The following is a 23,129-nucleotide window of genomic DNA, read 5'->3' on the forward strand; positions in this document are numbered from 1 at the left end:
GCAATCCTGTATCCTCTTTCTTCTTTGATTTCCACCTTTTCCGGATATCCGCTGAACAAAGCTCCCGCAGTATTCCCCTGCCCCAAAAGCTGTATGGGTGCATTCATGCCGTTTATGCCTGTCTCATTTTCTGACAACAGAAGTCGAAAGTTTCCTCTGGCATGTTCCCCTGGCACCTCCCATGTCTGAAAATCAAGGATCTTTTCCATGGCAAAGGAACTGATAAATTTTAAATCGGAATATTCAATTCTCCTTTGTAATCCTTCTGCCATAAGCCTCTCCTATTCTTCTTCCTGACCTGACGAAATAGGTTCTATCAACCCGCCATAGGCGCAGACAAGAAATGCCCTCTGTGTCAATGCAGACAATTTATCTCCCTCACTTGTTCCGTCTGCATTATTTCTAAGAATTTTTTCTGAATCATATACGTCTTTCCATGTTCCAACAATACAGGGTGTACACGGATATCCTTTTACATTCTGCCCATCTTCTGTCTGCAGAATAATTTTATCCGCGTCCTCATCTTCCTCCTCTCCTGCGAAAAAATTTTTTATTTTTTCTGCAGTCTTAGCAAGCCATGATTTGTTTACCGGATTCTCTTCGCTTTGGCAAATTCCAAAAGATGGAATATTTTTGTCATCCCCAACCTCACAATCTTCTTCGTGCATCATAGGCTGCCCGTTTGTATACACCCCATGGCATATTGGCAAATTTAATCTCCTTTTATGCGTCCCGCAATTACAGTAAAGCTCCGCTCCCCGAACCAGATACGGGAACTGCACCTCTTCGCCCTCCTCCAATTCTAATTGGTCAAATAATGCCTGCAGCTCCATCTCATGCTGTTCCTGTGCACTTTCTGATATACCATTTAACTCTTCTGACGATTTTTTCGCATTTCCTGCCCGTGTCACCAATGCGCCATTCGCAAAATTATCTCCTTTTGACATTCAGCTCCTCCTATTCCACCTTAAGCTCTGCTAGTTTGATTCCTTTTGCACCTCTTCGCACAATACTTTCTATAAAATCCAACCGACAGATGAGATAGTCTTTTTCTACTTCTGCCACTTCAAAAACCGGAGGTACATATTTTATCTTCTCTTTATCCAATATCAATTTTTGAATCACAGAATAATCATTATTAAAAACGGTTTCTTCTGAAAGACAACGATATCGTGGATACACCGGCATATAATAAATTTCTGCAAAACCGTTCACGCCATCAAGCAAAACCATTTCTTTTCCTCTGACCGGCACTTCATACATTTTTGACACATCCCAAAACATTTTTGACACCAGAAAAAACGGTTTTTCTATCACATCAGAAAATAGTGTATCCTGATTTTCTTCCAAAAAAAGAATGGTTCGCTCCGGTAACTTCGCCAATTCTCTTTTTTGAACTGCCTGATAATCCAGTCTCTCCATCCAGTTTCGGATCCTCGGCACCGGATTTCCCTTTTCCTCCCAGTTTAACAGATAATACTTCATTCCTCTGTCTCCCCCACTATGATCATTCCTTTTCCCATGTATTCTCCAAAAATCACATGCATACCGTCATCCATGACCTCCCGGAAGGCAGGTCTGACTTTACAGAGGATTTGCGGCATGATCTGCTCCAGAAACTGTGCCAGTAAATACAAGTAGTTGATGATATAGCCATCCATAAATTCCTGTATCTCATATGTCCTTATCTGCGGCACTTTGCCATGTATGTTATATTTAAAATATTTTATATCCTTTTGTATGTATTCTGTAATAAACGCTGGTTTCCAGTATGTACAGCATTCTGCACTATCTAAATAAAACTCTTTATCGTATAAATCAATTCTCAGATCATAACTTCCTGTCAATACACTACTTTGCAGATAGCTGACACCCATTGTGCAAATCTTCCCTTTTCTATCCACTTTCTGCATCTGCTGTGCTTTTTGAAATACTTCCTGTAGTTTTTCTTGCAGTCCTGCTATTATTTCTGTTTCCTCAGCCTTATAGTTTTTCATCAATTCGGGAAGTTGCCCCATAAATCTGGGTTCCATCATCCCTTTCCCTATTTCCATGATCTGCTGCTGTCTTTCCGTCATATCCTCTTCCTTTTAATGTTCTCATACAAAGTTTTGCTATTTTTACCCAAACCTCGTGCTTGTTATAAGGACAATTCATACTCCCCACAAGTGTCTGCTCTGTTGCTGCATAAAATAAGAAATTATATAGTTTTCCGCCTGCTGCATTATTAGAATATTCCATCCAATGAACTCTGATACCGTTAATATCCTCCTCCCCTTCCTCATAAAAAATCATTTCCGGTAAAATTCTTCTCCATGCCCGCTTGCAGCCCTGACAAATTTCTCCAAGCTGTCCCGGTTCCACTGATACATCAAGCAGTGAAAACGTAAAATTAACATTTCCATTTTGTGTACTTTTAATAATTTGTGGCTTTGGCTCAAACTCATATTTTTGTTCCGCCAATTTCTCCGGTAAATCATTCATAAAAGCAGGAATCTTTATACTGGTCGCTTTATCTGACATTACTACCGTTTGAAGATATTGCTCCGGCAAATCTCTTTCCAAATCAATCTGCTCATCAAGAACTTTCTCTTTCCTCTTTTTACGCTCACTTAATATCAGTTCATCAAGAAATTTTTCCATTATCGTTCCTCTGTATTACTGCATATTTACACGTCCACCCTGCACATTGATATCATCCGCAAGCTCTAACATGGTGTTGCCCTGCTGAAATGCAATCTTTTCCGGCGCAGACATCTCCACTCCCTGCTCCATGCTGATAATTCCTATATTTTCTTTTGCCCTGATTGTGATACTCTTATCACTTTCTATTATGATTCCTTCATCGTCTATGATCTTGACCGACATCCCATTGTTATTTGTGAGAATCAGCCGGTCCGGCTGAAACAAAACTTCTTTTCCCTGCTTATTTTTTATGGACTTCTCATCCGGATTGCTGCGCGCCGAACTGTTTGATGACTGTTCATTCACAGAACTATTCACATATGCCTCTGCTTCATTCTCATTCGGAAAATATAAACGGACACTATCCCCTTTTTCCGGCATACAATACCAGCCGGTGCCATCCGGTGAAGAATAAATTGTAGAATAAGCAAACCACTTCTGCCCTGCCCATCCTCCTGTTTCATCCTCCATCAATACAACTTTTACTGTATCCTTCTTTACAGATGTCACGTTTCCCTTCAAGGATGCACCAATAATCTTCTTGTTGCCATACGGCATCTGCCGTAATTCTCCCTTGGTTTCCAGCAGATAGTAGTTATATATTTCGTTTCCTTCCCATTTCCGCTCCACTTCTCCAACAACATAATTTTTTCCAAGGAAGCATACGGCATCTCCCAGATAAAATATTTCCCGAGTCTTTACTTTATACGCCACAGCATCACTTTCCGTCATGCCGCAATTCTTCTTTATCTGATATTCCCCAATCAGATTTACGATGGAATACGATTCATAGGATAACAATTCACGCCCCGCTTCTTCTATAATTCCAAAAGTATATTTCACACCGGCGCTCTTCTCATTTGCCATTAATACAGTATTTTTTTGAGCTGCCAGACGCTTTGCAAATTCCCAGTCTGTCTCCTTATACTGGACAACCATCTTTCCTATGTTTCCTGCTTCCGTTCCCATAAGGAGCTTTCCATCTGTGTATCCCTGTACTATGGTTTCAAGTATTTTCTGGTAGGAGGTGGATGCATTTTGATACACTCCAATACGCTCTCCCATATCCATCTTACCTGTCCCCGTTTTTAAAAGTGCCGTCAACAAAAATGTGTCCGCCTCCGCATGGATTCTCAAATCCTCGATATAGCCGCAAAATAAAATATTTTTCCCTTCGGTTTCATCATAAAACCAGATATGCGCCCATGTTTCTTCCGATATCATAGCCATTATCCGATTTTTTTCTTCCGCAGATATATAACCGGATATCTTAGCGCAGCCATGCTGATTCTTTTTTAATATGCTTTCAAATTCCACCAATGATAGAATCTGAAACGGAGATGTCTCAATACGAACTGCTCTCATTGCTGCTCCTCCTCTACCTTCGTAATCGTCCTGATACAGTACATTGCGATTTCTTCCCACTCATCCTGCATTCCCAAAATGCAGTTAAATGAACCATACAGCAGTTTTCCTTCTAATGGAGTAATAAACATGATATTAAAAATATCTGCATCAATCGCCATTGTTTCATATGCAAGCCATGCTATTTTACCGCCATCATTCCGTTCACCATATTGTAATTCCTGAAATTTTGCATTTACATACACCTGCTTCATACTTTTCACAAATCCCTCTGCCGCCTTTTTTAACTGTCCCTCTGCAAGCGCCATATCCATGAGATGAAATGTAAAATTAACCATATTATTCTTATCCATCAATATGACCGGTGGTCTGTGCTTTGATGGATATTTCTTTTTGGCAACATAATCCGGCATATCCTTAAATCCTTCCGGAATTAAAATTTCCATCTGTTTTCTAAACAGTTTTATCTTCTCATATACCATTTCCATCGTCTCCACCTCACTCTACATAAATCATCTTTCTATCATAGCCCTTTCCATGTCCAGTACCTCTGTGCCTTAATATTCGTTCCATCTCTGCATAAATCATATTGTTATCCCATTCAGATAAAATTTTTTCGCTTTCCTTCCTGCCTTTATCCTGCAAATACCTTATAATAGACTGACGCTCTATCTTTCCCTTGCTACTTGCAATCATATAAGAAAAAGCAAAATCAGAAGTCTCCTTCTCTTTCGCATTCCAAATTTCTTCTCCAAACTGCTTAACCACCACCGGGTGCAGCGTTTTTTCCCCAACCCCTGCCACCGTAGCACAGATCAGATTTACCGTATCGTACTCGGTTGACATATCCGCAAAATTCTTATAACTGTCACGCAGTGTCGAACCTTCCCGCAGATAGAAGCGGCACATTTCCATCTGGTTCTCGCCCAGCTCCAGCTCCTCATCCAGAAAAAATCTGACACGGTAAGCCTTGTAGTCTAAATTTGTATCATCCTCCAAAAATTCGGCTTTCAAAACCTGCCACCTGTTCTTGGGCTGATAAGCTACCTCTTCCTCTTCCATCAGCAAATAGATAAAATCGTGAAATTTCAACATCCCTTTCCCGATGACAAGCCGACCATCTTCTGTATGTATCTCACAGCCCTTTAACAAGCCATCCGTATGATCCGCATAATACAACTGCCATCCTGCATAGGTGTAATCCCTGATATCCCACAAACTTTCTTTTTTCAAAATACGCCTGCCCGCAAACACCGGAACCCTGATTTCCATGAAACTTCACACTCCTATTTCTTCCCGTCAAAAAAACTGTTCACCCAGTTATCACTCTCGAAACTGAAAAATTCTGCTTTTCCCAGATAAAGCTCATCCATTTCACAGTAAACCGGAACAATCTGAAATCCCCATTCCTCCTGTTCTGCCCATACGAAGAACTTCACATCTCCATTCTCAATACTGTCCGTCTCTTTCTGTAGAATATGGGAACCATAAACCGCCTCAATCTCCTCATAGCTTTTCTGTGAAAAATCTTCTTGCCTGCATACATACTGAAAACGGCAATGTTCCTCCCCGTCCTTATTTTTCAAATACAGCGGAAGAATCAAATCCTCCATATTCCTCGAAATAGTTCCCGCCGTATCCCAGTCTTTAAAACCATCCACCAGTACCACTTCTTTTCCATTATGGGTATAAGCGGTAATCCGATAGGGGAGCACAGCTTTTCCATTGTTCAGGTGAATATCTGCCAGCCCATATTTCCGGTCACGCAGATATTTCAGCGCCCCGTCCACACAGGTCATCTTTAATTCAAAATCTGCCGCATCAATATTCGCCCTTTTCCGAAACTGTATCATTCTCCCCGGAACGAACTCTTTTAACGCATCCTTGAACAAATCAATCTTGCAGGACTGCCCCGTCAGCTTAATAAAGGAAAAATCCTGTATTCTTCCGCTGTGGTATAATTCCTCCATAAATTTCTGTACAATGCCGTATATCTCGCCGGATAACAGCAGCTCTATCTCAAAATAGTTCATCATCACTTCCGGTATCATCTTTTCCACTGTAAGGCTGTTCCCTTTCCAGAAAGACAGCTTCCACTTATCCAATAAAACAGTATTTTCCCGCTGTCCTTTTTGTTCCGAAGTTACCGTGACCTCCAACGCTCCGACTTTCCCATAAAATATTTTTTTTATCTGTTCCGCTGTATTAAATAAGGTATAAAAATTATTTTTCACCTTGTAATACTCGCTGCGGTTATATCTTTCAAAATCGGCAAAACGCGTGGGAAGTGTCTCTTCCGCTTTCTGATATTCCTGCTCTAAATACTGATAAAACGCCTTTACTCCATGAGAATCAATAAAACGGTAAATATCCGTATCCATATATTCTAAGATTTCTTTCACACTGCTTACATTCTGATTTCCTTTGGCACGCACCAGTGCGATTTTCAATATCTGCATAATGCGGTATGTCAGGTTATTTCCGCCAAAGTCCGTATCGCCGTTTTCGTATGTAGTTTCCATATAGATTTTGTAAGCAGCTCTGCGATCCTGAATGCGAAAACGATAAGAGCATAAATCTGTTGTCCCTCCTCCACAATCTATGATAAGCGCTTCATATTCTTCATTTTCTTCCAGAGTCTCCTGCTCTAACATATTGGAAATGGTGTTATATAATACAGCCATTCCCTCATCGAGCATCGTTTCCTGACCCGCCATATATTCCGGCAGTATCTCCCGGAACATTCTGCGGAAATAATGCTTCTGCTTCACCGGACTTGAGATATGTACCTGCGAAATGCGGCATTTAAAACGGTTCTCCGTTTTTCTTATGATATATAGAAAGAAGCGGCGCAAAATCTCTGCCCTCTTTACCAACCTCCGCCGTCCCTGTCTGTCAACAATTTCTTCCTCTTTGTCATATTCCCCAATCCAGCGTTTCACATCATAAAAGACACAAAAACCCTCATCCACATAACTTGCATTTGCCAGCCTTATCGCATCATAACCGAACAGCAGCTTGTAATCCTCTTCTTCCACTGCCAATACTCCTATCACGCTGGGCAATAGCATACTTTCCCCTGCGCCGTCCTCAAAAACCGTATAATTGATTTCATTTTCCCTGCAATTTTTTATTGCTGCCTGCTGTCCCACATGCTCGAAATAAGCAGAATCCAGATACACTCCGGCAGTGGTATTTACAGAACCAAAATCAATCGCCATAGGCAGCATCAGCGTTACCGGTTTTCTCACCACAAAATCAATCAACGGTATACTGTAAACCTCGATATGCTCCGGCAATATTGTGTGCTCACCATAATACAAATGATACAAGCTCTCCGATGTCTGACGTCCCATACAGAAAATTCTGTAATCTTTTCTCTGTGTCTCCCGTGTCTCTAACTCCGCAGCCTTGGTCAGATACAATTTTTCCTGTCTCCCTCCGTGCTCTTTGAGATTTAAAATTGCACAGAGTGTCATATCGCTTCCCATTAAAAAGGCATTTGTTCCTGACAGTTCTTTCTTATAAGGAATGGTATAGCCGTCATAATACTCGATGGAAAGTCCCTCGTAAGCTAAAATCTGGGACTGGCAGTATAATTCTTTGCAAGGCTTTATCACAATTCTGGTCTTTTTTAAAAATTCTTCTACCCGCTCTTCTCCCCCTTTTTTCCTGTCACAGATAAAGAAGTCCTGTCTTTTTCCCATATAACGCATAATGGTCTGGATCAGTTCTTCTTTATCGAGAGGGTGTATGACACCGTTCATGATTTTTTCACGACGGCAGATTTCTCTTAGCTGATAGGTGGTCATCAACTCCAGTTCTGATTTTTCATATTTCATTTCGTTTTTCCTTGTATCCGTTCCGGTTGCCTCCATACCTATCACCTCCGCATTTATATTAAAAGTACCTTATCTATCACCATGGTTTCTTCCATATCCAGGATTCCAAAATGTTCCAGATAAAAGACTTCTGTCCTCATACCTATTGGCAAAAAGGTGTCTAATAAAAACTGAACCCGCTCTCTTTCTTCCTGTGTCTCTGCACTTCCAACGTAAATATAAAGCTCATTGGCACAATCCATGCTGACGTATATCATGGAATTTATATATATCTCCTGAAACAACCATTTGAAAATTTCAAGATAATTGCGGGAAGCCACCACATCCATGAGAGCCAGTACAAGATATCTTTTTTCATACCGTGAAAATAACCGCATTGCCGCCTTTGCCTTACTTCCAAACTGTCCGCTTTCCAATTCCTCTGCTAAGAACTTAAGATAGTAATCTTTTTTGCTCATGCCCATCCTCAAGTCCGTCAATGCCAGATAATGAAAGACTGTATCCACAAAGATTTCCCTTGTCTTTTCATATTCCTTTTGGTTAATATCCAATATCTCACTGAAAATATCAAAAAAGCGGTAAAATGGATTTACCTCTACAACAGTCTGCTCTACGGTCTGCGTATTTAAGTCACTAAAAGAAACCTCCAGATATGGGCTTCGCACCTCTGCCACCTCATACCGCAAATCGGCTTCCCTGATTCCATTTTTTTCTGCTGCCAGCACAACCTCCCAGATATACTGCATAAAATTTAAACTCCTTTGTCCTGCAAAATACCGACACACTTATATTCACAGACCGATAACTGTATCTGTGACACAAAAAAACGTACCATATCTTCGCAAAAATTGTTTTTCTGTCCCTTTCGTCTAAAATACAATGCCAGAATTTTTCTTGTCTCCATCGGGAAAATGGTATTTCCCAAAAATGGATTCATATCCCCTTCCAGACAGGACTCCGGTGGTGTTTCAAGCACCTCACACTTTTCTAACTCTACATAAACATTATGTTCAAAGCTCTGTACCATCCAAAACAACTCTGTCCGGCTGCCAAGGGAACTTTCCTGCCGTTCTCTGTAATTTTGAAAAAAACTGCTTTTTCTGCTGTTGCTTAACATTTCGCAGGTATACCCATGGGAACTTGTATCTGTCTTTTCAATGAAACGATATGCTTCCCAATCCCGAAAAGATTCTTTCAGCGACGTCATAATAATTTTATCTTTTTCATGCCTGACTTTAAGGACATCTTCATTGATCCCAAGCATATATCCGCTGTCCAAATCATAGTTTTTTAAATCCAGTTCATGTTCATAATATTTCTCATCAATGCACGGAACCATAAATTTACGGCACTGAAATGTGAACTTTTCTATATTCCATAACAGCAGCATGTCATTTTTAATATCTTCCTCATAGCTGCCAAAATCTATTTTCAAACCGTTTCCATCCGTTTCCCCGTCCGTATCTATTTCATAAAATCTATCCAGATATCCCGTATTGACTGTTGTCCAGCATATCTTGTTATAGACGAATACCTGATACAGCTCCGACAACGCCTGCTGATAACATTTTGCTTTGTGCACCCGGACGGTATAGGATTTGCCGCTGTCATCGACCCCTTGAAAATCTGCTGCTTTTTCAAATTCTGCTTTCTTTTGATAACTGCCCGCAAAATAGATAATGCAGGGCATTGCTTCCTGCTTCTCCTGCTCCTTATCCTCCTGCAGTAATGCCGGAACAACCGGGTACAGTGTTCCGTTGATAGGGTCATAATCTTTCTGGGTGATAACCGTCATAGAGACTGCATATTTCTCATTTGGAATCTCTATTTCCCGTTTGATTTGATTTTCCAAATCCAGATACCGTTTCTCCATCCGTTCAAAAATCGGCACAAGACCTTCTAACAATATCTCCCTTGCGTCCTTCCGCTCATCCAGATCCTCTATTTCTGTCAGCCTTTTTCGTATGTGCTGCTGTAAATCTGTAATACTTTCCACAATATTTACCCCTCTGTGATCTGCATATCAATATCGCTCAAAATTCCCTCTATCCTCTGCACATCTTCATCACTCCCAAGTTCCTGATAAACCGATTTTGCAGACAGATACTGTGATTTTGCTCCCCACAAATCCCCGGACTGCCGGCAGGCTTCTCCCTGGCTTTCATAGGCAGCCGCCGTATTTTTCTGTTCCTCCTGTTCACTTAACTTTTCTTCTACGGCATCCAATTTTTTCTGTGCATCTTCCTGTCCCGCCGTATCCGCTACTTCACCATATTTGGTAACTGCCATCGTATAATAAACTTTCGCCCCAACATAATCTTTTTCCAGACATGCCTTATCTCCTGCTGCCACCATCTCCGCTGCGGCAACTGTCTGCTGTGCCTGACTGTCTGCTTCTTCCTGTGCCGCGCTCTCGGCATCTGCCTTTTCCTCATAAAGCTTTTCCAGAGAATCCATAGCGGTCTGTTTGCCCTCCGTATCATGTACGGACAATGCAGCTTTTTTTGCCAGCAGATACTTCTCTTCCGCCCCATCATAATCGCCCTGCTCTAACAGGGAATCTCCAAGGTTTATATAATCCTCCACCGACAGGAATACGCTGATATTCTCCAGCTTATTTTCTATGTAATCCGTCCCTACATTGTCCGCATATCTGGTGCGATCCAATGCAGAAAGATAGTATTCTTCGGCCGCTTCATAATCTGCGCTGCTGTAGCTTTCATCTGCCAGTATCACAGTCTCTATAACAAAGGAATATTCCTGCAGACGGTTTCTCATACTGCTGTCTTTCAGCTTTTCTGCCAGTTTCTGCGCCTGCTCGCATTCCTCCTTTGCCCTGACATAATTTCCGGTATTGATATATTCCACCGTATTGGTAAAATGATAATTCATATCCTCAGTACGCTGCACTTTTCTATCACGCAGAAACCACAGCACCACACCGATAACGATTGCCGCTATGACAACAATAACCGTAATCATCACTATTTTTTTTATCCGTTTCCGCTTCTCTGGATTTTGGTATACTTTATTTACAAAAATAACTGCCAGCGTATAGTTGTCCAGATTCTCCGGCTGTCTTGAAAGCAATAAGTCCTCGATATTATCCACCGTTGTCTGCACTTCGTTGTCAGCTTCTGCAAAGACATCATCCAGTTCCGCCTCGTCCACATTCTCCCAGATTCCCCTTGTATACAGAGCAATCATGTCGGTTTCCGCCAGCTTTATCTTCTTTGAAACCACGGGTTTAAAATTTTTCTGTCCCAGATAGGCATAAAGATTATTCCTCTCTTCATGCTGCATCAACTCATCTTTGGCAATTTTCTCCTGCTCCACCATCTCCTGGGCAAGAGACATATCCCTCGTCTGACGGTAAACCGCCCCTCCCCGGTACATGCGGAGCCTTGTGTTCCCCACATATCCATATCTCATCTTCTGGTAATCCGTTACAACCACTGTAATAGATGCCTTTAACCGTCTGTCACTTTCTTTTCCTAACAATGCCCGGTTTGCCCGCTTTAACAATCTCTTTACAGCCCGCTTTGACAGAGATGGATTTTCCTGAAAACTAAGAATGACTGTCTCAATGGCAAGCCTTGCGCTTTCTACATCCGTGACCTCCGTAATTCCGTCTGCGATGACATAGCAGGCGAACTCATCTAATTCCACATACCCAAAATAATCTCTGTTTTTTAACCTGCTTCCCTCTTCGGAAATAAACCGTGCCTCAAAATCACTGTTCTGTTTTCTCATGTCATTTCTCCAACTCTTATCAGAATTACGCTGGCATTATCCTTATCGCCTTTTTTCTGATTTACCAGTTCCACCAAATCAAATGCCATTCTCTTACAGCTTTTCTTCCGGGCTAAGCAGTCTTCCATCTCTTTCCATGTCACGCTCTCCTGCATTCCATTACTGAAAACTGCCACCACATCCCCTTCCTGTAAGCGAACCGGCTTGTCGTAGAACTGTATTTCCTTAAAACCGTCTCTTCCCAGGTAATTGTAAATTCTTTTTTCCTGCAGCATAGACAGGGCATCTTCTCTTGTCAGAACGCCTTCCACATACTTATCCTGTGCCAGCACATCTACGGTGTGTCCCGTTCCAAGGGGAATCAATTCCTCATTTCGGAATACTGCAATCTTTACATTCCCGACAATCCCGTAAAACAGAAATCTTCCCTGTATCATAACGGCGCTGACTGCCGCCATTCCTCTTCCCTCATCCATCTGTTTTAAAATTTCCCGGTTTGCCGTCTGAAACGCTTTCTTAAAAAAATAGGACGGGTGGTCTGCCATGTTGTACGTTTCAAAAATTTCTTTAAAAACCCGAATGACTGTCTTAGCAGCAATTCTGCCGCCCGCTTCTTTTCCCATTCCGTCTGCTAAAACCGCCAGTAAACCATTCTCATTTTCTTCTATTGTAAAGTAATCCATCTGTATTTCACGGCTGCCGATGGTCTTGCAGGCTCCCGTCTCATATCCCTCTCTGCTGCTCCGGAATACCAGACAAAAACGGTACAAAAATGCAATTCCTAAGAAAACGCATAAGATACAGACTGTCAGGTACGGGACACTCATTTATCGTCCTCCCACATATAATGCTCCCCGCAGAAAGGGACAAAAAGGAATGTGCTCTCCCCCATCTCAATCACGTCATATGCACTTAACGGCTGCGGCAGATAGACCGCTTCACCGTTCAGATAGACCAGACCGTTGCTGTCTCCCGGCAAAATCATGTTCTCCCGTTTCTTCGCATCAAATACAATCACCGCATGATTTCTCCGTGCGATTTTGTTATCCCCCAGAATCTGAATGTCCATATCATCTGCCCGTCCCACAAAATTCTTTCCGTCCATGACCCGGTAATCTTTGCCTCTTCTCGGACCTTTTACGCATACAATCCAGCCGCAGACCGGATTCTCCTCCTCCAGAAAAAGAATGTCCTCAATTTCTTCCTGCGATTTTTCCACTGACTTTTTTTCTTTCGTGGCTGTCTCAATATTGCAGTACGGACACACTGTTCCATATCTCCTGCTTGAAAAAAGATGTCCGTTCTGACAGCGAATTAAATTTCCACTCATGTTTTTTCCTCCATATGTACACGCTATTTTGCCCCTAATCTGGTATTCCCGATAAAAATAATATCGCCTGCGTTAATCCGGCAGGGATGCTCCCTTGACACCTGATACACTTTGCCATCCTTCGCATCCTGGATTCTTACGCCGTTTCTGCTTCCTAAATCTTCAATATACCACTGCCCCGCCGCATAATTTAACACGGCGTGCTGACGGTCTGCCATTCCGCCATACTCTGTATTCTGAAGATTAATGTCCACGTTTTCCTTATGCTCGTCCCGTCCGATTAAAAGGGACGTCTTTCCGCCAATATGCCAGGCTGATATTTCGTTTCCCTCTTCATCTAACAGCAACAGTTCCTGTATTCCCCGCCCATTTCCTCTTTTTTTCTGTCTGCCGGACAGAGAATCCGTCACTGCCAGCAGCAAAAATGCCAGAAATACAATCCCGCAGACAGCCATAAGCGTATCCCGCCCCCTGCTCTGCTCCATATATGTAAAACATAGAATTATAATTGCAGCGGAAAGACTGCATATCATCATGTCCATGAAATTTTTCTTATTCATTTTCACCTCAATATCACCGCAAATCTGCGTCTGAAAAATCAAATCGTCTTTCTCAACGTTTCAATCCCATATAACGTTCAAATAAATCTGTCACATCCATGGGATTAATCTTTTGTTGCGTGCGATTCTCCTTTTTCTCACTCTGCTTTCCCATGGAAAAAAATCGTTCAAATTCCTTTTCAATATCTCCCGGATCAATCGTTCCTCCTCCGGTATTCTTTCTGCCCGTCCCAGCACCGTTCCTTCCTGTCCCAGCGCTGTTCCTTCCTGCCGCACTTTTCTGTTCTTTCTGCGCTGCCCCGGCATCATACTCTTTTCTTTTTTGTTTATCGCTCAGAATCCGGTATGCCTCTCCGATTTCCTTAAACCGTTCCTCTGCCCGCTTATCTCCCGGATGTGTATCGGGGTGGCATTCTTTTGCCGCTTTTCTATATGCCTTTTTTATGGTGTCCTCATCAGCCGTTTGCGAAACCCCTAATACATGATATGGATTCATATTTGTTCCAACCTTTCATTCATGGCAATAGAAAGCCCGTAAAATGCGCTTTCTATTGCCGATTTAAGGCGCAGGCTGTCCTATTTGCTGACAATCTGCGCCCTGCTGTTATGCTGAATAATTTCCTTCTACCGCTACAGAAGCGATTTTGTCTTTCTTCTGTCTGAGTACTAATGTGAAGGTTCCGGTTCCCTCTACATCGCCAAACTCTTCTTTGTAGTCAAGCACAAATGCGTTTGGGAAACAATATTTTCTCTCCATTACGCCGCCTGCCACATGCTCTACTGTCACCTTCCGATAACAATCCGCTTTCTCCGCCGGAACAACGGACCATAATGCCAGCTTCCTGGTACTGTCAGTAATATCCCCGTCCAAAGCCGCTAAAATCTTTCCGGTAATTACCATAGTTGCGCCGACATCCTTCGTTCTCGCATTAGAATCCAGCGGAATATCAGTAGTAACCTTTACGCTTCTGACACATTCCTTCTCCACTTCAAAGCTCTCGCTTCCTTCGACTTTTACTAAAAATGACATAATTTCCTCTCCTTTCTTTATTCACCGTAGCCGCCTTCGATCTTCACCGCATCATTCTCGTCCTTTTTCTGCTTGATGTGGAGGTAAAATGTACCCACACCGGTTTCATCATCCATATGCTCCTCATATTCCATGACAAACGCATTGGGGATTGTGTACTTTCTTACCACCTGTCCTGCTGATACAACATCGATCTGTGCATTTCTGTAGCAGTCTGCCTGCTCGGACGGAACCTGAGACCATTTGGATAATCCAAGTGTTCCGTCTTCTCCGTCTGCTCCCACCTTATACAACATTTTTCCGGTAATCTTTACTGCAATGCCAAAATCTGTAGCCCTTGCGTTGGAATCTGTTGCGGAATCGGAACTGAACGTAACTTTCTGGATAGTTTTCTCGTCCAGATTGATGTTCTCTGCGCCTCCACTCACTGCTAATCTAAAACCCATGTTCGTTTCCTCCTTCTTTTCTTTTAGACTTTATTTAAAATGTTCTGTCCTCGCTGTTGACCCGGTTAATCTCGATTTCGAGATTCTTCACGTTACCGTTAAATGCGATATCAAGCGTGCAGTATCCCGCTGCCTCGTCGATGGAATACCGGATATCGTCTCCGTTTCCGATAATCGCATTGATGCAATCCTTCTTCTCCATCCATCTGCTTCTCTGGCTGGTAGGCTTGCTGGAGAAAAACTCCACAATATTTTCCTGCTTAAAATCGCCTGTCGCTAAACGCATCACTCTCTGAATGTAAGTAGTCACCTGTGTCTTATAGATTGGCTCATAACTCTTTCCGTCTGTCAGCAGGTTACGTGCCTTGTAGACCATAATGTTCTGGATATTCATATCCTTAAGCACTGCATTTTCGGAAGAAAATACAAATCCGAAATTCTTCCGGTTGATATCGCTCTTGATATCGTTGGTGTATCCTGTAATCTCTTTTGCCATGGTAGTCCGAACCTGCAGTGCGTGATCTCCTGACTCAATGTCAAACCGGACACCCGGAAGCTCATCGTCCACGTTTTTCTTAAACACTTCTTTTAAGTAGTCCGGACTCTGGTAAGCTGCCACCAAACCGGCTGCCACATAAGCAGCTCCTATGTAGACACCATCAATCCAGATTTTCATAACATCTTCTTTTTCTTTAGACAGCGCTGCCGTATTCTGCTCTGTAATGTACATTTTGTTATCCAGAATGACGCCGGACTTGTCTTTTGGTATTACGGTAAAATTCGGGATACAGGGAATTGCATATTCACTAAAAGGCTTGCCAATCAACTGCGTGCATTTTGTTTCATATTTTTCAATTCCCTCTGTCGCCATAACATTAAAGGTGGTCTTGTCCCCCGTCTCATAGCTGAAGAAACACTGCACTTCATAATCTTTCAGCGCATCCAGAATCCGAACCAGCGATTCCATGCTGTTCACATCCTCTTTCTCTACGTTCTCATTTCCTTTAAAACGCTCCTTTACCGCCTTCAGCTTAGAACTGCTGTTTAAGGAAACCGACGGAACAATGGCATACCAGATGGTATTCTCAAAATCATTTTTTGCGTTTACCGTATTGAGATATGCTAAAAGTCGCGGAATGTTGCTGCTCTTTGCCAGCATATCGTTGCTCACATTCGATACCACCAGAGAAGGTTTCATTCCCTTGCAGTTTCTCGGATACTGCTCGAAGAAAGCCCATACCCCCATGATTTTTTCCACCAACGGTTTTACTGTCTTGATAAAATCATCCTTGCTCCGCTTGTAGAACTCAAGGTAAGAATTGTAGTTCGCTACTTCTTTCTCAATATCTACCACACTCTCCATCGTAGATGCCAGCGGACAGAAAGTTCTTGCAACCAACGACATAACATACTCATTTCCGTCCTCGTTCAAATCCATATAGTCTTTCTCGATTGCCTGAATCAGTCCGGCGTTGGCATTGTCGTCTAATACCATCAGCTCTTTTTTGTTTTCCTTCGGCGCCTCTAAAATCTTAAGTTCTCCGTGTTCATCCATACTGAGCACGCCAATGCTTAACGGCGCTTCGTCTTTTTTCTTCTGTCCATCGCCCAACAACAGCCTTGTCTTGATATCCTCTATCGCAAGCGGCAGCATTGCCATTACATTGTTGTAATTGACACTTGCTTCTTCAAACATCAGATTCAGCTTATCTGCCGTATCTAACTTCTTCGGATCGCCGTCCTCAAGTTTCGCATATTCGCTGTAGGTATACTGAAGTTCTTTTCGGTTCTGTCGGATATCGTCCATGACCTTTTTGGGTGAAATCATATCCGTCAGTTTCTCAAATTTAAAATCTACGTTGATGCTTCCCTCCGCCCGCTTTGCTTCAACAAGCGTCATCAGCATTTTCAGATAATCATTCTGGCGGTTCAGATGAATTTCACTCAGTAACTCATCTTCAATCGTTTCAGGTTTTTTCAGCGTATAGATTACTTTCTGATTGTTTGCGTCAAAATACGAATACACCACCGGCTCAAATTTCTCCAAAAATTCATCAAAACTTCTCACCAGCAAGGCATCGTTTATTTCTTTGATTTTGTCGTCACTTACGCTGTTTACCCCCCTGACGTCTCCAACAAGTGTCAGAAGATTCAGCTTTTCCGGATTGATTTCCTCAAAGAGAATCGTCCTGTTTGTCTGTGTTATTGTATTCACTTTGTTCCTCCTTACCTTTCGCTTGGTTTCATATTTTTATAATGAAGTTCAATTTCTGTTCCTCCATTATTAAAAATCAGCAATATTTTTTCTCCATAGTATAAAGAATACTTTCTCTCCCGTTTCAAAATCTGGTTTTCTTTTACGATTGTTGCATAACCACTGTTTTTGAAACACAGCGCATGGTCTTTTCCGCCAGTAAACCTGATTTTATCTGCATCCGATAATTTATAGTCAATCCCGCAGCGGTCTTTGATCCAGTCAAAGGATATACTTTTTCGTAATTTTCCGAATAACTTAATACTGCAGGGCGGAATGTCGTCTTCCTGCTCCCCCTTTAACAAATATACCGCCAACTGTCCTGAGAAATCATATTTCGGCAGCACAGGAGGTTCCGACTTCTCTATGATAATGGAACCCGTCTCACCATCGTTTTTTTTTTGCTTTTTCCTTTCATATAAAACAGAGAGCAAAAGTACCACTGCACATAAAGATATAATTACAATCCAAAGAACCGTATAATCAGGTTCCTCCTCTACAACCGGAACTGTCAATTCCACCGTATCTGCCGTTTTTATGTAATGAACCACATTTCCCGACGGCTGAATTGCAATTTCCACATTCACTTTTGCCGTCTCGTCTGTCTGATACGGAACCATCGCCGTGCCATTTTCCACACGGTAAGACGCTTCCTTGCCATTAATCAAAACAGAAATACTGTCTTTTAAAGTTTCCGAATCCAAAACCGGCTTCTCCTGATGGTTTACAACATTTACCTTCAGGGTAAATGTCCCTTCCTCTGATGTATAGGATTTCTCCATATCAGCTTTTAAAAAATATTCTTTTATCAGATAAGTATGGACATTTCCTCTGTTTTCCAGAGAATAGTCCATTGTAATCTGCCGTTCCAATGGATTTTCCAATTCAGCAACCGCAAACTTGTTTCCCTGAAGCATATTCAGGCTCTCACACTGTCCTGCAACATGAAAATCCTCGATGTTTTCCCCTGACACGAGAAGTATCTTTGCATTCTGCATATAAGTATCCTGCAGATCCACTGTCATATTTCCTTCTCCGGAAACCGCCTCGCCAAGTTCTATTTTTTCTATCTGTAACGTCTGGAACAGATATTTTGCAGTGATTTCTTCAATCGTCTGGTTTTCGCCTACTGTATACTGCTCTCCTGACGTCACTTTCGTTCCATACGAAACCTCATTCTCCGTCTTATCATTGGGGATTGCAAACATGTCAATTTTTATTCCCTGTTCTGCAATCTGATCCACCATATTTTCAAACTGCCTGATTGCAATTTCTGTTTCGCTTTGATCCCGCAGAGAAATTTCCCCGTCGGAAATAAATACCACTCTTTTATCTGCCGCCGCACTGTCAAACATATCAGCCGCCGTTTCCAACGCCACCGCTGGGGTGGTGTAGCCCTGCAGTTCTACCGTCTCGAGTGCATGTCTGGTTTTCTGATTAATGTTTCCGAAATCTTCCTCATAAACAATTTCCGTGTTATATACCAGCAATGCCACTTCGTATTCTTTCGGCAACGCCGACGCTATCATGCATGCGCTGTCCGCTGCCTCAATCCACTGTCCGTCTCCCTGCATTGATTTGCTTGCATCCAGCAAAAATATAATCTGCTTTTTTTCGGTGATTTCATTGATTTCATTCTTCTCCGCTGCCAAAACCCTTGCCGGAAACAGCAAAGAAAGCCCTATGAACAGCATTGCCAATTTAATTGTTATCTTCTCTACTTTTCCCATTTTTCTCCGTATATCTTTTTACTGACCATGCCAGATAACTCACTCCACACCAGATAACTGCGCCCAAAACCGCATATGCAGCTCTCTGATTTACCGCTAAGAATACCATTCCGAGTATCAGCTCTGTTACAACTATGATTCGCGCCTTTTTTCCGATTACTTTCTTTTCTGCTTCCTCCAGAGGCTTATTTTTATCCTCCAGGGGAGCAAATAGAAATATCCCCATCCCCGCTGCCAACGCCGCAGCGATTGTAAGACAGGTCTGATAAGCAAATTCTGCTTTTATCCATAACAAGGTTAAAACCAGAATCCCACATGAAAGAAAATAGCAGCTCATCCATCCCGGTGCGTGATATCCTCCTGCTTCCTGCCGCAACAGCATAAATGCAATCAGAAATATCATGCAATATAACAATTCCCCAAAGGCCGCGCCAATGACAACACCCGTTCCAATATTGAAAGCATATACGGCAACGGTCTGCAACGCGAATAGATATATATCCCTGTACTCCGATTGAATGCTTCCATTTTCTTCCATGAAGTCTACGATTCTTTCAAAAAGTTTTCTCATTTCTTACTCTCAGAAAACTTTTTGAGATTTTCCGGCACCTTGGGCTGATGCAGAATAAAATAGCAGCATTTTGTTGCAGCGCCTGTTGCTACTTTCTCCAGACCAAATGTCATTAAATTGCTCAAATAGCGGTTTAACAGATTTCTCATCTTGATTCCCCCTCTCTTTTTTCCTAATAATACCATTTTTCGACACAGAATCTTCAAAACGTCAAGAATCGTATGGTTATCTGTAACTTTTTTATTTTTATGCAAAAAAAAGAGACGCCTGTCTCTCACTCACGCATCTCTTATTTCCCTTTACATTTCTTTACATAGAAAAAATCTCATACAATAATACTGTCACCACAAATTGATGATTCCCATCATCAATGATAACCTCCCCATCATACCGTCTGGCTATCTTCCTTATTATATTCAGTCCAAATCCATGCCTGTGTTTTTCTTTTTTTGTTGTCATATAATGATTTCCGCTCTTTTTCCGTTCTTCTTCGTAATGGTTAGAAACCATCATCATAAGGTTTCTTCTATCCACTCGTATTTCTACGCAAACACTACGTTCTTCTGCTTTCACTTTTTTGGATGCCTCTATCGCATTATCCAACAAATTTCCAAGACAGATACAGATATCTTCTGTTTCCACTTTTAAATCTCTCGGTATCATCAGCTTTGTTTCAAATTTAATATCAAATGTCTCAGCAACCGCCGCTTTATAGTTAATAATACTGTCAAAATAGAAACACCCTGTATTAGATACTTTTCTCTGCTTATGTAACTTTTCTAAAGAATTATCGCAATATTTTTTGAGTGCCTCATAGTCTCCTTTCTCCAGATACATTTTCTCCATCAGATACCGTTCCGTCATATTATGGCGGAACTCACTCATTTCTACCCACAGATTCATGTTTTCATTGTACTGTCTGAGATAATATTCACTTTGCTCCTGTAAAACCTCTTCCCGTACTCTTTTTTCTGCTGTTTCTCCAATTTTATCATACAAATAATATGTAAAAATATTTATCAGCATTACCATAAGCGCTGCCACAAAATCCAATGTCTCGCTCATGCTTTCCTTTTGACAGATCATTTCAGCTAAAATGACAATGCTTCCTCCGGGAATCATAAAAATTTCAACCCATTCCTGTGTATTCAACCTGATATTTTTATGCCGCTTGATAAGCGCCAGCAATATTTTTATAAAGAAAAACATAACTAGCTTGGAAACCAGCAATAGTAAGTAATCCTCATTTGCCGTATCTACTTTGACTCCACTTTTCTGAACAAATATCTGCCATCCATAATAAGTCAATACTTCTGATAATGCTCCGCTAATTGCCATAAAAGCAGTAACTGCCGATAAAACCCATGCAGAATCTATATATAAAATACGTAAAGCAAAAAAAAATGAGACAACAAATATTCCTGTATTGTCCCACGCACTTTTTGCAAAACTGTAAGTAAAAAAATTAGAAATAACAAAATACATTCCCCATACAAAACACTCCCACACTCTTCCATACTTTCTTTGTGTCAGGACTTTTTGTGCAAAAATTCTCTGATACACTAAAGAAAAAATTTCAATGGCTGCCAGCATTACTTTCATCATTTAGCTTATCCTCATCAATTCAATATAACTTTTTCTTATTTTATCCTTATATCTGGGACCTATTTTAAATTCTTTGCCGTCATCCATCACTACTTTTTCATACCGAAATTCCTTTACATAGTTCACATTGACCAGATAAGATTTACTAATCCTTAAAAACTTGATATTCATCTGTTCTAACTGTGCTTCTACTTCATCCAGTTTTTTATAAAAGGAAGAAACACCGTCTGTACTGTAAAGATTCACCTGTCGCTTATCACTCTCAAAATAACGAATTTTATTTACCAAAATCTTATATGGAACTTTTTTATATGTATACTCAAAAATTTCTTCTTTTTGACTCATCGCCTTAAACGCTTCTCTAAACCCACGATCCAGTTCCTCCTCCGAAACAGGCTTGTCTATAAACCGAAATGGCTGTACATTAATGATTTCCTTACAATACTGTTCATAGTAGGAAATGAAGAACAAAATTGCCCTGTTATCCTTTTCCCGAATCCGTCTTGCCGTTTCAACTCCGTTTATCCCGCCCATTTCAATATCCAAAAGAATGATATCCATATTGCCTTTTTGTTCCATTTCCCATAGCAAATCTTCTCCGCTTTGAAAACATTTTATTTCTGTATTCAGCCCCAAACGGCAAACGATATTCCTAACCATCTCTTCCTGTATCTGAAGTTGTTCTACTAAATCATCACAAATCCCGATCCTTATCATATATCTTTGCCCCCACTGTAACAACTAATGTTTCCGTTTTGCCAGACTCTTAACCAACGCTTTTACCATATCATAAACAATTCTGATGTCTTCTTCACTGCATTCTTCCAATTCCTGTGAAATTTCTTCATCAAAAACAACTTTCCCTTTCACCAGATTATCACAAATCAATGCGTCAAATGTCGTATCCAGAGCGTTTGCAATATCTATCAAAGTTGCCAAGCTTACTTTTGTCTTTCCCCGCTCTATATTACTCATATGTGGATTAGAAATTCCAACAGTAGATGCCAGCATCTCCTACGACCATTCTTTCTTCATCCGACGCTCTTTTATTCTCATACCTATTGCGCAATAGTCTAATTTCATTTCTATCTCCGAAACTCATTTTCCTTTATCATATCTTTTCTTTGACTATTTAAGAATGCTCTGTATACTAATTTATTTTGCTATGGTTTAATAATCTACAAGAAATTTTTTATTTTATTTGCAAAATTATCATTTTAAGCTTAACATATACGTCATTTTACGTTTATTACCAATGTGTAACCAGACTATATTTCTATTTTATCCTAAATACTTTTTTTCAGTCTGTTTCCTTTGACATTGCTTAGTTTTCTCCTGCTGCGTCTCTGCATTTGCGTGGCTCTTGATTCTGTGGAAAGCCCTTAGAAACTCTGCCATTCCCTCTACCGCCAGTGTTTCCGACTGTACCGGAATAATCAGACTGTCACAGCATATCATCACATTTTTTATATGCACTTGGATAAAAATAGGGTTAAGCACTTGCCTCCTCCCGATAAAAATTAAAGCAGAGCTAAATCAAGTATCCCATTTTCATGGAATTTAGATTTAGCCCTGCTTTGGTCATAACGACATCAGCCAATATCCCTAATATTGACAGATCCCGGCTATTCACTATAAGATTTTAATATAACAGCGCTGCCCTATCTACTCTCCTTAGAATAGCGAAAATAGGACTAAATCATAGAAACCGCTTCTTTATAGCTAATCTCTTGACTTAGTCCTATTATAACGTCATCATCAAAAGTAATCGCCACCTTTTTTTCTGCGGTATCTTCCTGTGCCGCAAAAGACAATGTCTCTCTGGCATTTTCATGATTGCCGCCCCACTGACAGACTGCTGCTGCAAAAATAACTGCAGCGATCAGAACATCTTTCGGATAATGAACTCTTTGTTTATGAAAAATATTTTTTACAGATAAAAGCACCCGCGCAATCTC

Annotated in this window: 26 protein-coding genes and 1 pseudogene; all 27 read right to left on the reverse strand. The window is 41.2% G+C overall.

What is annotated here, in order from left to right:
- Positions 1–272: pseudogene (locus DW650_RS14535) on the reverse strand (hypothetical protein); the annotation flags it as partial.
- Positions 273–281: 9 nt separating this feature from the next.
- Entirely contained in the window at positions 282–947 is a 666-nt protein-coding gene (locus tag DW650_RS14540; RefSeq protein ID WP_118210331.1) for a DUF4280 domain-containing protein, read from the reverse strand.
- Between the two features lie 10 nt (positions 948–957).
- Positions 958–1,485, reverse strand: a complete 528-nt coding sequence (locus tag DW650_RS14545; protein WP_118210332.1) for a hypothetical protein — start codon at positions 1,483–1,485, stop codon at positions 958–960.
- The gene (locus DW650_RS14550; protein WP_118210333.1) at positions 1,482–1,997 is read right to left on the reverse strand and encodes a hypothetical protein; all 516 of its coding nucleotides are present in this window, start codon (positions 1,995–1,997) and stop codon (positions 1,482–1,484) included. Before DW650_RS14550 ends, DW650_RS14545 begins: the two co-directional genes overlap by 4 nt.
- The gene (locus tag DW650_RS14555) at positions 1,984–2,643 is read right to left on the reverse strand and encodes a hypothetical protein (RefSeq protein ID WP_118210334.1); all 660 of its coding nucleotides are present in this window, start codon (positions 2,641–2,643) and stop codon (positions 1,984–1,986) included. Before DW650_RS14555 ends, DW650_RS14550 begins: the two co-directional genes overlap by 14 nt.
- Positions 2,644–2,658: 15 nt before the next feature.
- Positions 2,659–4,050 carry a hypothetical protein gene (locus DW650_RS14560; RefSeq protein ID WP_118210335.1) on the reverse strand — a complete coding sequence of 464 codons (1,392 nt, stop codon included), beginning with the start codon at positions 4,048–4,050 and terminating at the stop codon, positions 2,659–2,661.
- Entirely contained in the window at positions 4,047–4,538 is a 492-nt protein-coding gene (locus DW650_RS14565) for a hypothetical protein (protein WP_118210336.1), read from the reverse strand. The genes DW650_RS14560 and DW650_RS14565 overlap by 4 nt, the downstream gene beginning before the upstream one ends.
- A gap of 10 nt (positions 4,539–4,548) precedes the next feature.
- A complete protein-coding gene (locus tag DW650_RS14570; RefSeq protein WP_118210337.1) occupies positions 4,549–5,322 on the reverse strand; it encodes a hypothetical protein in 774 nt (257 codons plus the stop codon).
- A 14-nt stretch (positions 5,323–5,336) separates the two neighbouring features.
- Entirely contained in the window at positions 5,337–7,928 is a 2,592-nt protein-coding gene (locus DW650_RS14575) for a molecular chaperone (protein ID WP_118210338.1), read from the reverse strand.
- Positions 7,929–7,945: 17 nt separating this feature from the next.
- Positions 7,946–8,638 carry a hypothetical protein gene (locus DW650_RS14580; RefSeq protein WP_118210339.1) on the reverse strand — a complete coding sequence of 231 codons (693 nt, stop codon included), beginning with the start codon at positions 8,636–8,638 and terminating at the stop codon, positions 7,946–7,948.
- A gap of 5 nt (positions 8,639–8,643) precedes the next feature.
- The gene (locus tag DW650_RS14585) at positions 8,644–9,888 is read right to left on the reverse strand and encodes a hypothetical protein (protein WP_118210340.1); all 1,245 of its coding nucleotides are present in this window, start codon (positions 9,886–9,888) and stop codon (positions 8,644–8,646) included.
- A 5-nt stretch (positions 9,889–9,893) separates the two neighbouring features.
- Positions 9,894–11,645 (reverse strand): hypothetical protein, encoded by a 1,752-nt coding sequence (locus DW650_RS14590; protein ID WP_118210341.1) that lies wholly within the window; start codon positions 11,643–11,645, stop codon positions 9,894–9,896.
- Complete coding sequence (locus tag DW650_RS14595) at positions 11,642–12,472, reverse strand: PP2C family protein-serine/threonine phosphatase (protein ID WP_118210342.1); 831 nt, start codon at positions 12,470–12,472, stop codon at positions 11,642–11,644. The genes DW650_RS14590 and DW650_RS14595 overlap by 4 nt, the downstream gene beginning before the upstream one ends.
- Positions 12,469–12,975 (reverse strand): FHA domain-containing protein, encoded by a 507-nt coding sequence (locus tag DW650_RS14600; RefSeq protein ID WP_006858377.1) that lies wholly within the window; start codon positions 12,973–12,975, stop codon positions 12,469–12,471. The genes DW650_RS14595 and DW650_RS14600 overlap by 4 nt, the downstream gene beginning before the upstream one ends.
- A 23-nt stretch (positions 12,976–12,998) precedes the next feature.
- On the reverse strand, positions 12,999–13,535 hold the full coding sequence (locus DW650_RS14605; RefSeq protein ID WP_055193079.1) for an FHA domain-containing protein: 537 nt from the start codon (positions 13,533–13,535) through the stop codon (positions 12,999–13,001).
- A gap of 52 nt (positions 13,536–13,587) precedes the next feature.
- Entirely contained in the window at positions 13,588–14,031 is a 444-nt protein-coding gene (locus DW650_RS20335) for a J domain-containing protein (protein WP_118210343.1), read from the reverse strand.
- 108 nt (positions 14,032–14,139) lie between these two features.
- Positions 14,140–14,565, reverse strand: a complete 426-nt coding sequence (locus DW650_RS14615) for a membrane-associated protease 1 (RefSeq protein ID WP_117921944.1) — start codon at positions 14,563–14,565, stop codon at positions 14,140–14,142.
- 17 nt (positions 14,566–14,582) lie between these two features.
- Positions 14,583–15,011, reverse strand: a complete 429-nt coding sequence (locus DW650_RS14620) for a hypothetical protein (protein WP_006858383.1) — start codon at positions 15,009–15,011, stop codon at positions 14,583–14,585.
- A 34-nt stretch (positions 15,012–15,045) separates the two neighbouring features.
- The gene (locus tag DW650_RS14625; protein WP_006858384.1) at positions 15,046–17,226 is read right to left on the reverse strand and encodes a hypothetical protein; all 2,181 of its coding nucleotides are present in this window, start codon (positions 17,224–17,226) and stop codon (positions 15,046–15,048) included.
- Between the two features lie 11 nt (positions 17,227–17,237).
- Entirely contained in the window at positions 17,238–18,995 is a 1,758-nt protein-coding gene (locus tag DW650_RS14630) for a vWA domain-containing protein (RefSeq protein ID WP_118210344.1), read from the reverse strand.
- Entirely contained in the window at positions 18,967–19,566 is a 600-nt protein-coding gene (locus DW650_RS14635; protein ID WP_006858386.1) for an accessory gene regulator B family protein, read from the reverse strand. Before DW650_RS14635 ends, DW650_RS14630 begins: the two co-directional genes overlap by 29 nt.
- A complete protein-coding gene (locus DW650_RS14640; protein ID WP_241070752.1) occupies positions 19,563–19,715 on the reverse strand; it encodes a cyclic lactone autoinducer peptide in 153 nt (50 codons plus the stop codon). Before DW650_RS14640 ends, DW650_RS14635 begins: the two co-directional genes overlap by 4 nt.
- A gap of 160 nt (positions 19,716–19,875) precedes the next feature.
- The gene (locus DW650_RS14645) at positions 19,876–21,171 is read right to left on the reverse strand and encodes a sensor histidine kinase (RefSeq protein WP_118210345.1); all 1,296 of its coding nucleotides are present in this window, start codon (positions 21,169–21,171) and stop codon (positions 19,876–19,878) included.
- Positions 21,172–21,888 (reverse strand): LytR/AlgR family response regulator transcription factor, encoded by a 717-nt coding sequence (locus DW650_RS14650; protein WP_006858389.1) that lies wholly within the window; start codon positions 21,886–21,888, stop codon positions 21,172–21,174.
- Positions 21,889–21,912: 24 nt separating this feature from the next.
- The gene (locus tag DW650_RS14655) at positions 21,913–22,182 is read right to left on the reverse strand and encodes a helix-turn-helix domain-containing protein (protein ID WP_015560316.1); all 270 of its coding nucleotides are present in this window, start codon (positions 22,180–22,182) and stop codon (positions 21,913–21,915) included.
- Positions 22,183–22,452: 270 nt separating this feature from the next.
- The gene (locus DW650_RS14660) at positions 22,453–22,671 is read right to left on the reverse strand and encodes an AAA family ATPase (protein WP_243102979.1); all 219 of its coding nucleotides are present in this window, start codon (positions 22,669–22,671) and stop codon (positions 22,453–22,455) included.
- A 194-nt stretch (positions 22,672–22,865) separates the two neighbouring features.
- Positions 22,866–23,117, reverse strand: a complete 252-nt coding sequence (locus DW650_RS14665; protein WP_243006892.1) for a hypothetical protein — start codon at positions 23,115–23,117, stop codon at positions 22,866–22,868.
- Positions 23,118–23,129 lie beyond the last annotated feature (12 nt).

Source organism: Roseburia sp. AM23-20 (assembly GCF_003470905.1).
Lineage (GTDB): Bacteria > Bacillota > Clostridia > Lachnospirales > Lachnospiraceae > Roseburia > Roseburia rectibacter.

What these genes read in the sequence shown, in the direction of transcription:
- DW650_RS14540 (WP_118210331.1), bottom strand. Translation starts at nt 947, where the DNA reads ATGTCAAAAGGAGATAATTTTGCGAATGGCGCATTGGTGACACGGGCA.
- DW650_RS14545 (WP_118210332.1), bottom strand. Translation starts at nt 1,485, where the DNA reads ATGAAGTATTATCTGTTAAACTGGGAGGAAAAGGGAAATCCGGTGCCG.
- DW650_RS14550 (WP_118210333.1), bottom strand. Translation starts at nt 1,997, where the DNA reads ATGAAAAACTATAAGGCTGAGGAAACAGAAATAATAGCAGGACTGCAA.
- DW650_RS14555 (WP_118210334.1), bottom strand. Translation starts at nt 2,643, where the DNA reads ATGGAAAAATTTCTTGATGAACTGATATTAAGTGAGCGTAAAAAGAGG.
- DW650_RS14560 (WP_118210335.1), bottom strand. Translation starts at nt 4,050, where the DNA reads ATGAGAGCAGTTCGTATTGAGACATCTCCGTTTCAGATTCTATCATTG.
- DW650_RS14565 (WP_118210336.1), bottom strand. Translation starts at nt 4,538, where the DNA reads ATGGAAATGGTATATGAGAAGATAAAACTGTTTAGAAAACAGATGGAA.
- DW650_RS14570 (WP_118210337.1), bottom strand. Translation starts at nt 5,322, where the DNA reads ATGGAAATCAGGGTTCCGGTGTTTGCGGGCAGGCGTATTTTGAAAAAA.
- DW650_RS14575 (WP_118210338.1), bottom strand. Translation starts at nt 7,928, where the DNA reads ATGGAGGCAACCGGAACGGATACAAGGAAAAACGAAATGAAATATGAA.
- DW650_RS14580 (WP_118210339.1), bottom strand. Translation starts at nt 8,638, where the DNA reads ATGCAGTATATCTGGGAGGTTGTGCTGGCAGCAGAAAAAAATGGAATC.
- DW650_RS14590 (WP_118210341.1), bottom strand. Translation starts at nt 11,645, where the DNA reads ATGAGAAAACAGAACAGTGATTTTGAGGCACGGTTTATTTCCGAAGAG.
- DW650_RS14595 (WP_118210342.1), bottom strand. Translation starts at nt 12,472, where the DNA reads ATGAGTGTCCCGTACCTGACAGTCTGTATCTTATGCGTTTTCTTAGGA.
- DW650_RS14600 (WP_006858377.1), bottom strand. Translation starts at nt 12,975, where the DNA reads ATGAGTGGAAATTTAATTCGCTGTCAGAACGGACATCTTTTTTCAAGC.
- DW650_RS14605 (WP_055193079.1), bottom strand. Translation starts at nt 13,535, where the DNA reads ATGAATAAGAAAAATTTCATGGACATGATGATATGCAGTCTTTCCGCT.
- DW650_RS20335 (WP_118210343.1), bottom strand. Translation starts at nt 14,031, where the DNA reads ATGAATCCATATCATGTATTAGGGGTTTCGCAAACGGCTGATGAGGAC.
- DW650_RS14615 (WP_117921944.1), bottom strand. Translation starts at nt 14,565, where the DNA reads ATGTCATTTTTAGTAAAAGTCGAAGGAAGCGAGAGCTTTGAAGTGGAG.
- DW650_RS14620 (WP_006858383.1), bottom strand. Translation starts at nt 15,011, where the DNA reads ATGGGTTTTAGATTAGCAGTGAGTGGAGGCGCAGAGAACATCAATCTG.
- DW650_RS14630 (WP_118210344.1), bottom strand. Translation starts at nt 18,995, where the DNA reads ATGGGAAAAGTAGAGAAGATAACAATTAAATTGGCAATGCTGTTCATA.
- DW650_RS14635 (WP_006858386.1), bottom strand. Translation starts at nt 19,566, where the DNA reads ATGAGAAAACTTTTTGAAAGAATCGTAGACTTCATGGAAGAAAATGGA.
- DW650_RS14640 (WP_241070752.1), bottom strand. Translation starts at nt 19,715, where the DNA reads ATGAGAAATCTGTTAAACCGCTATTTGAGCAATTTAATGACATTTGGT.
- DW650_RS14645 (WP_118210345.1), bottom strand. Translation starts at nt 21,171, where the DNA reads ATGATGAAAGTAATGCTGGCAGCCATTGAAATTTTTTCTTTAGTGTAT.
- DW650_RS14650 (WP_006858389.1), bottom strand. Translation starts at nt 21,888, where the DNA reads ATGATAAGGATCGGGATTTGTGATGATTTAGTAGAACAACTTCAGATA.
- DW650_RS14655 (WP_015560316.1), bottom strand. Translation starts at nt 22,182, where the DNA reads ATGCTGGCATCTACTGTTGGAATTTCTAATCCACATATGAGTAATATA.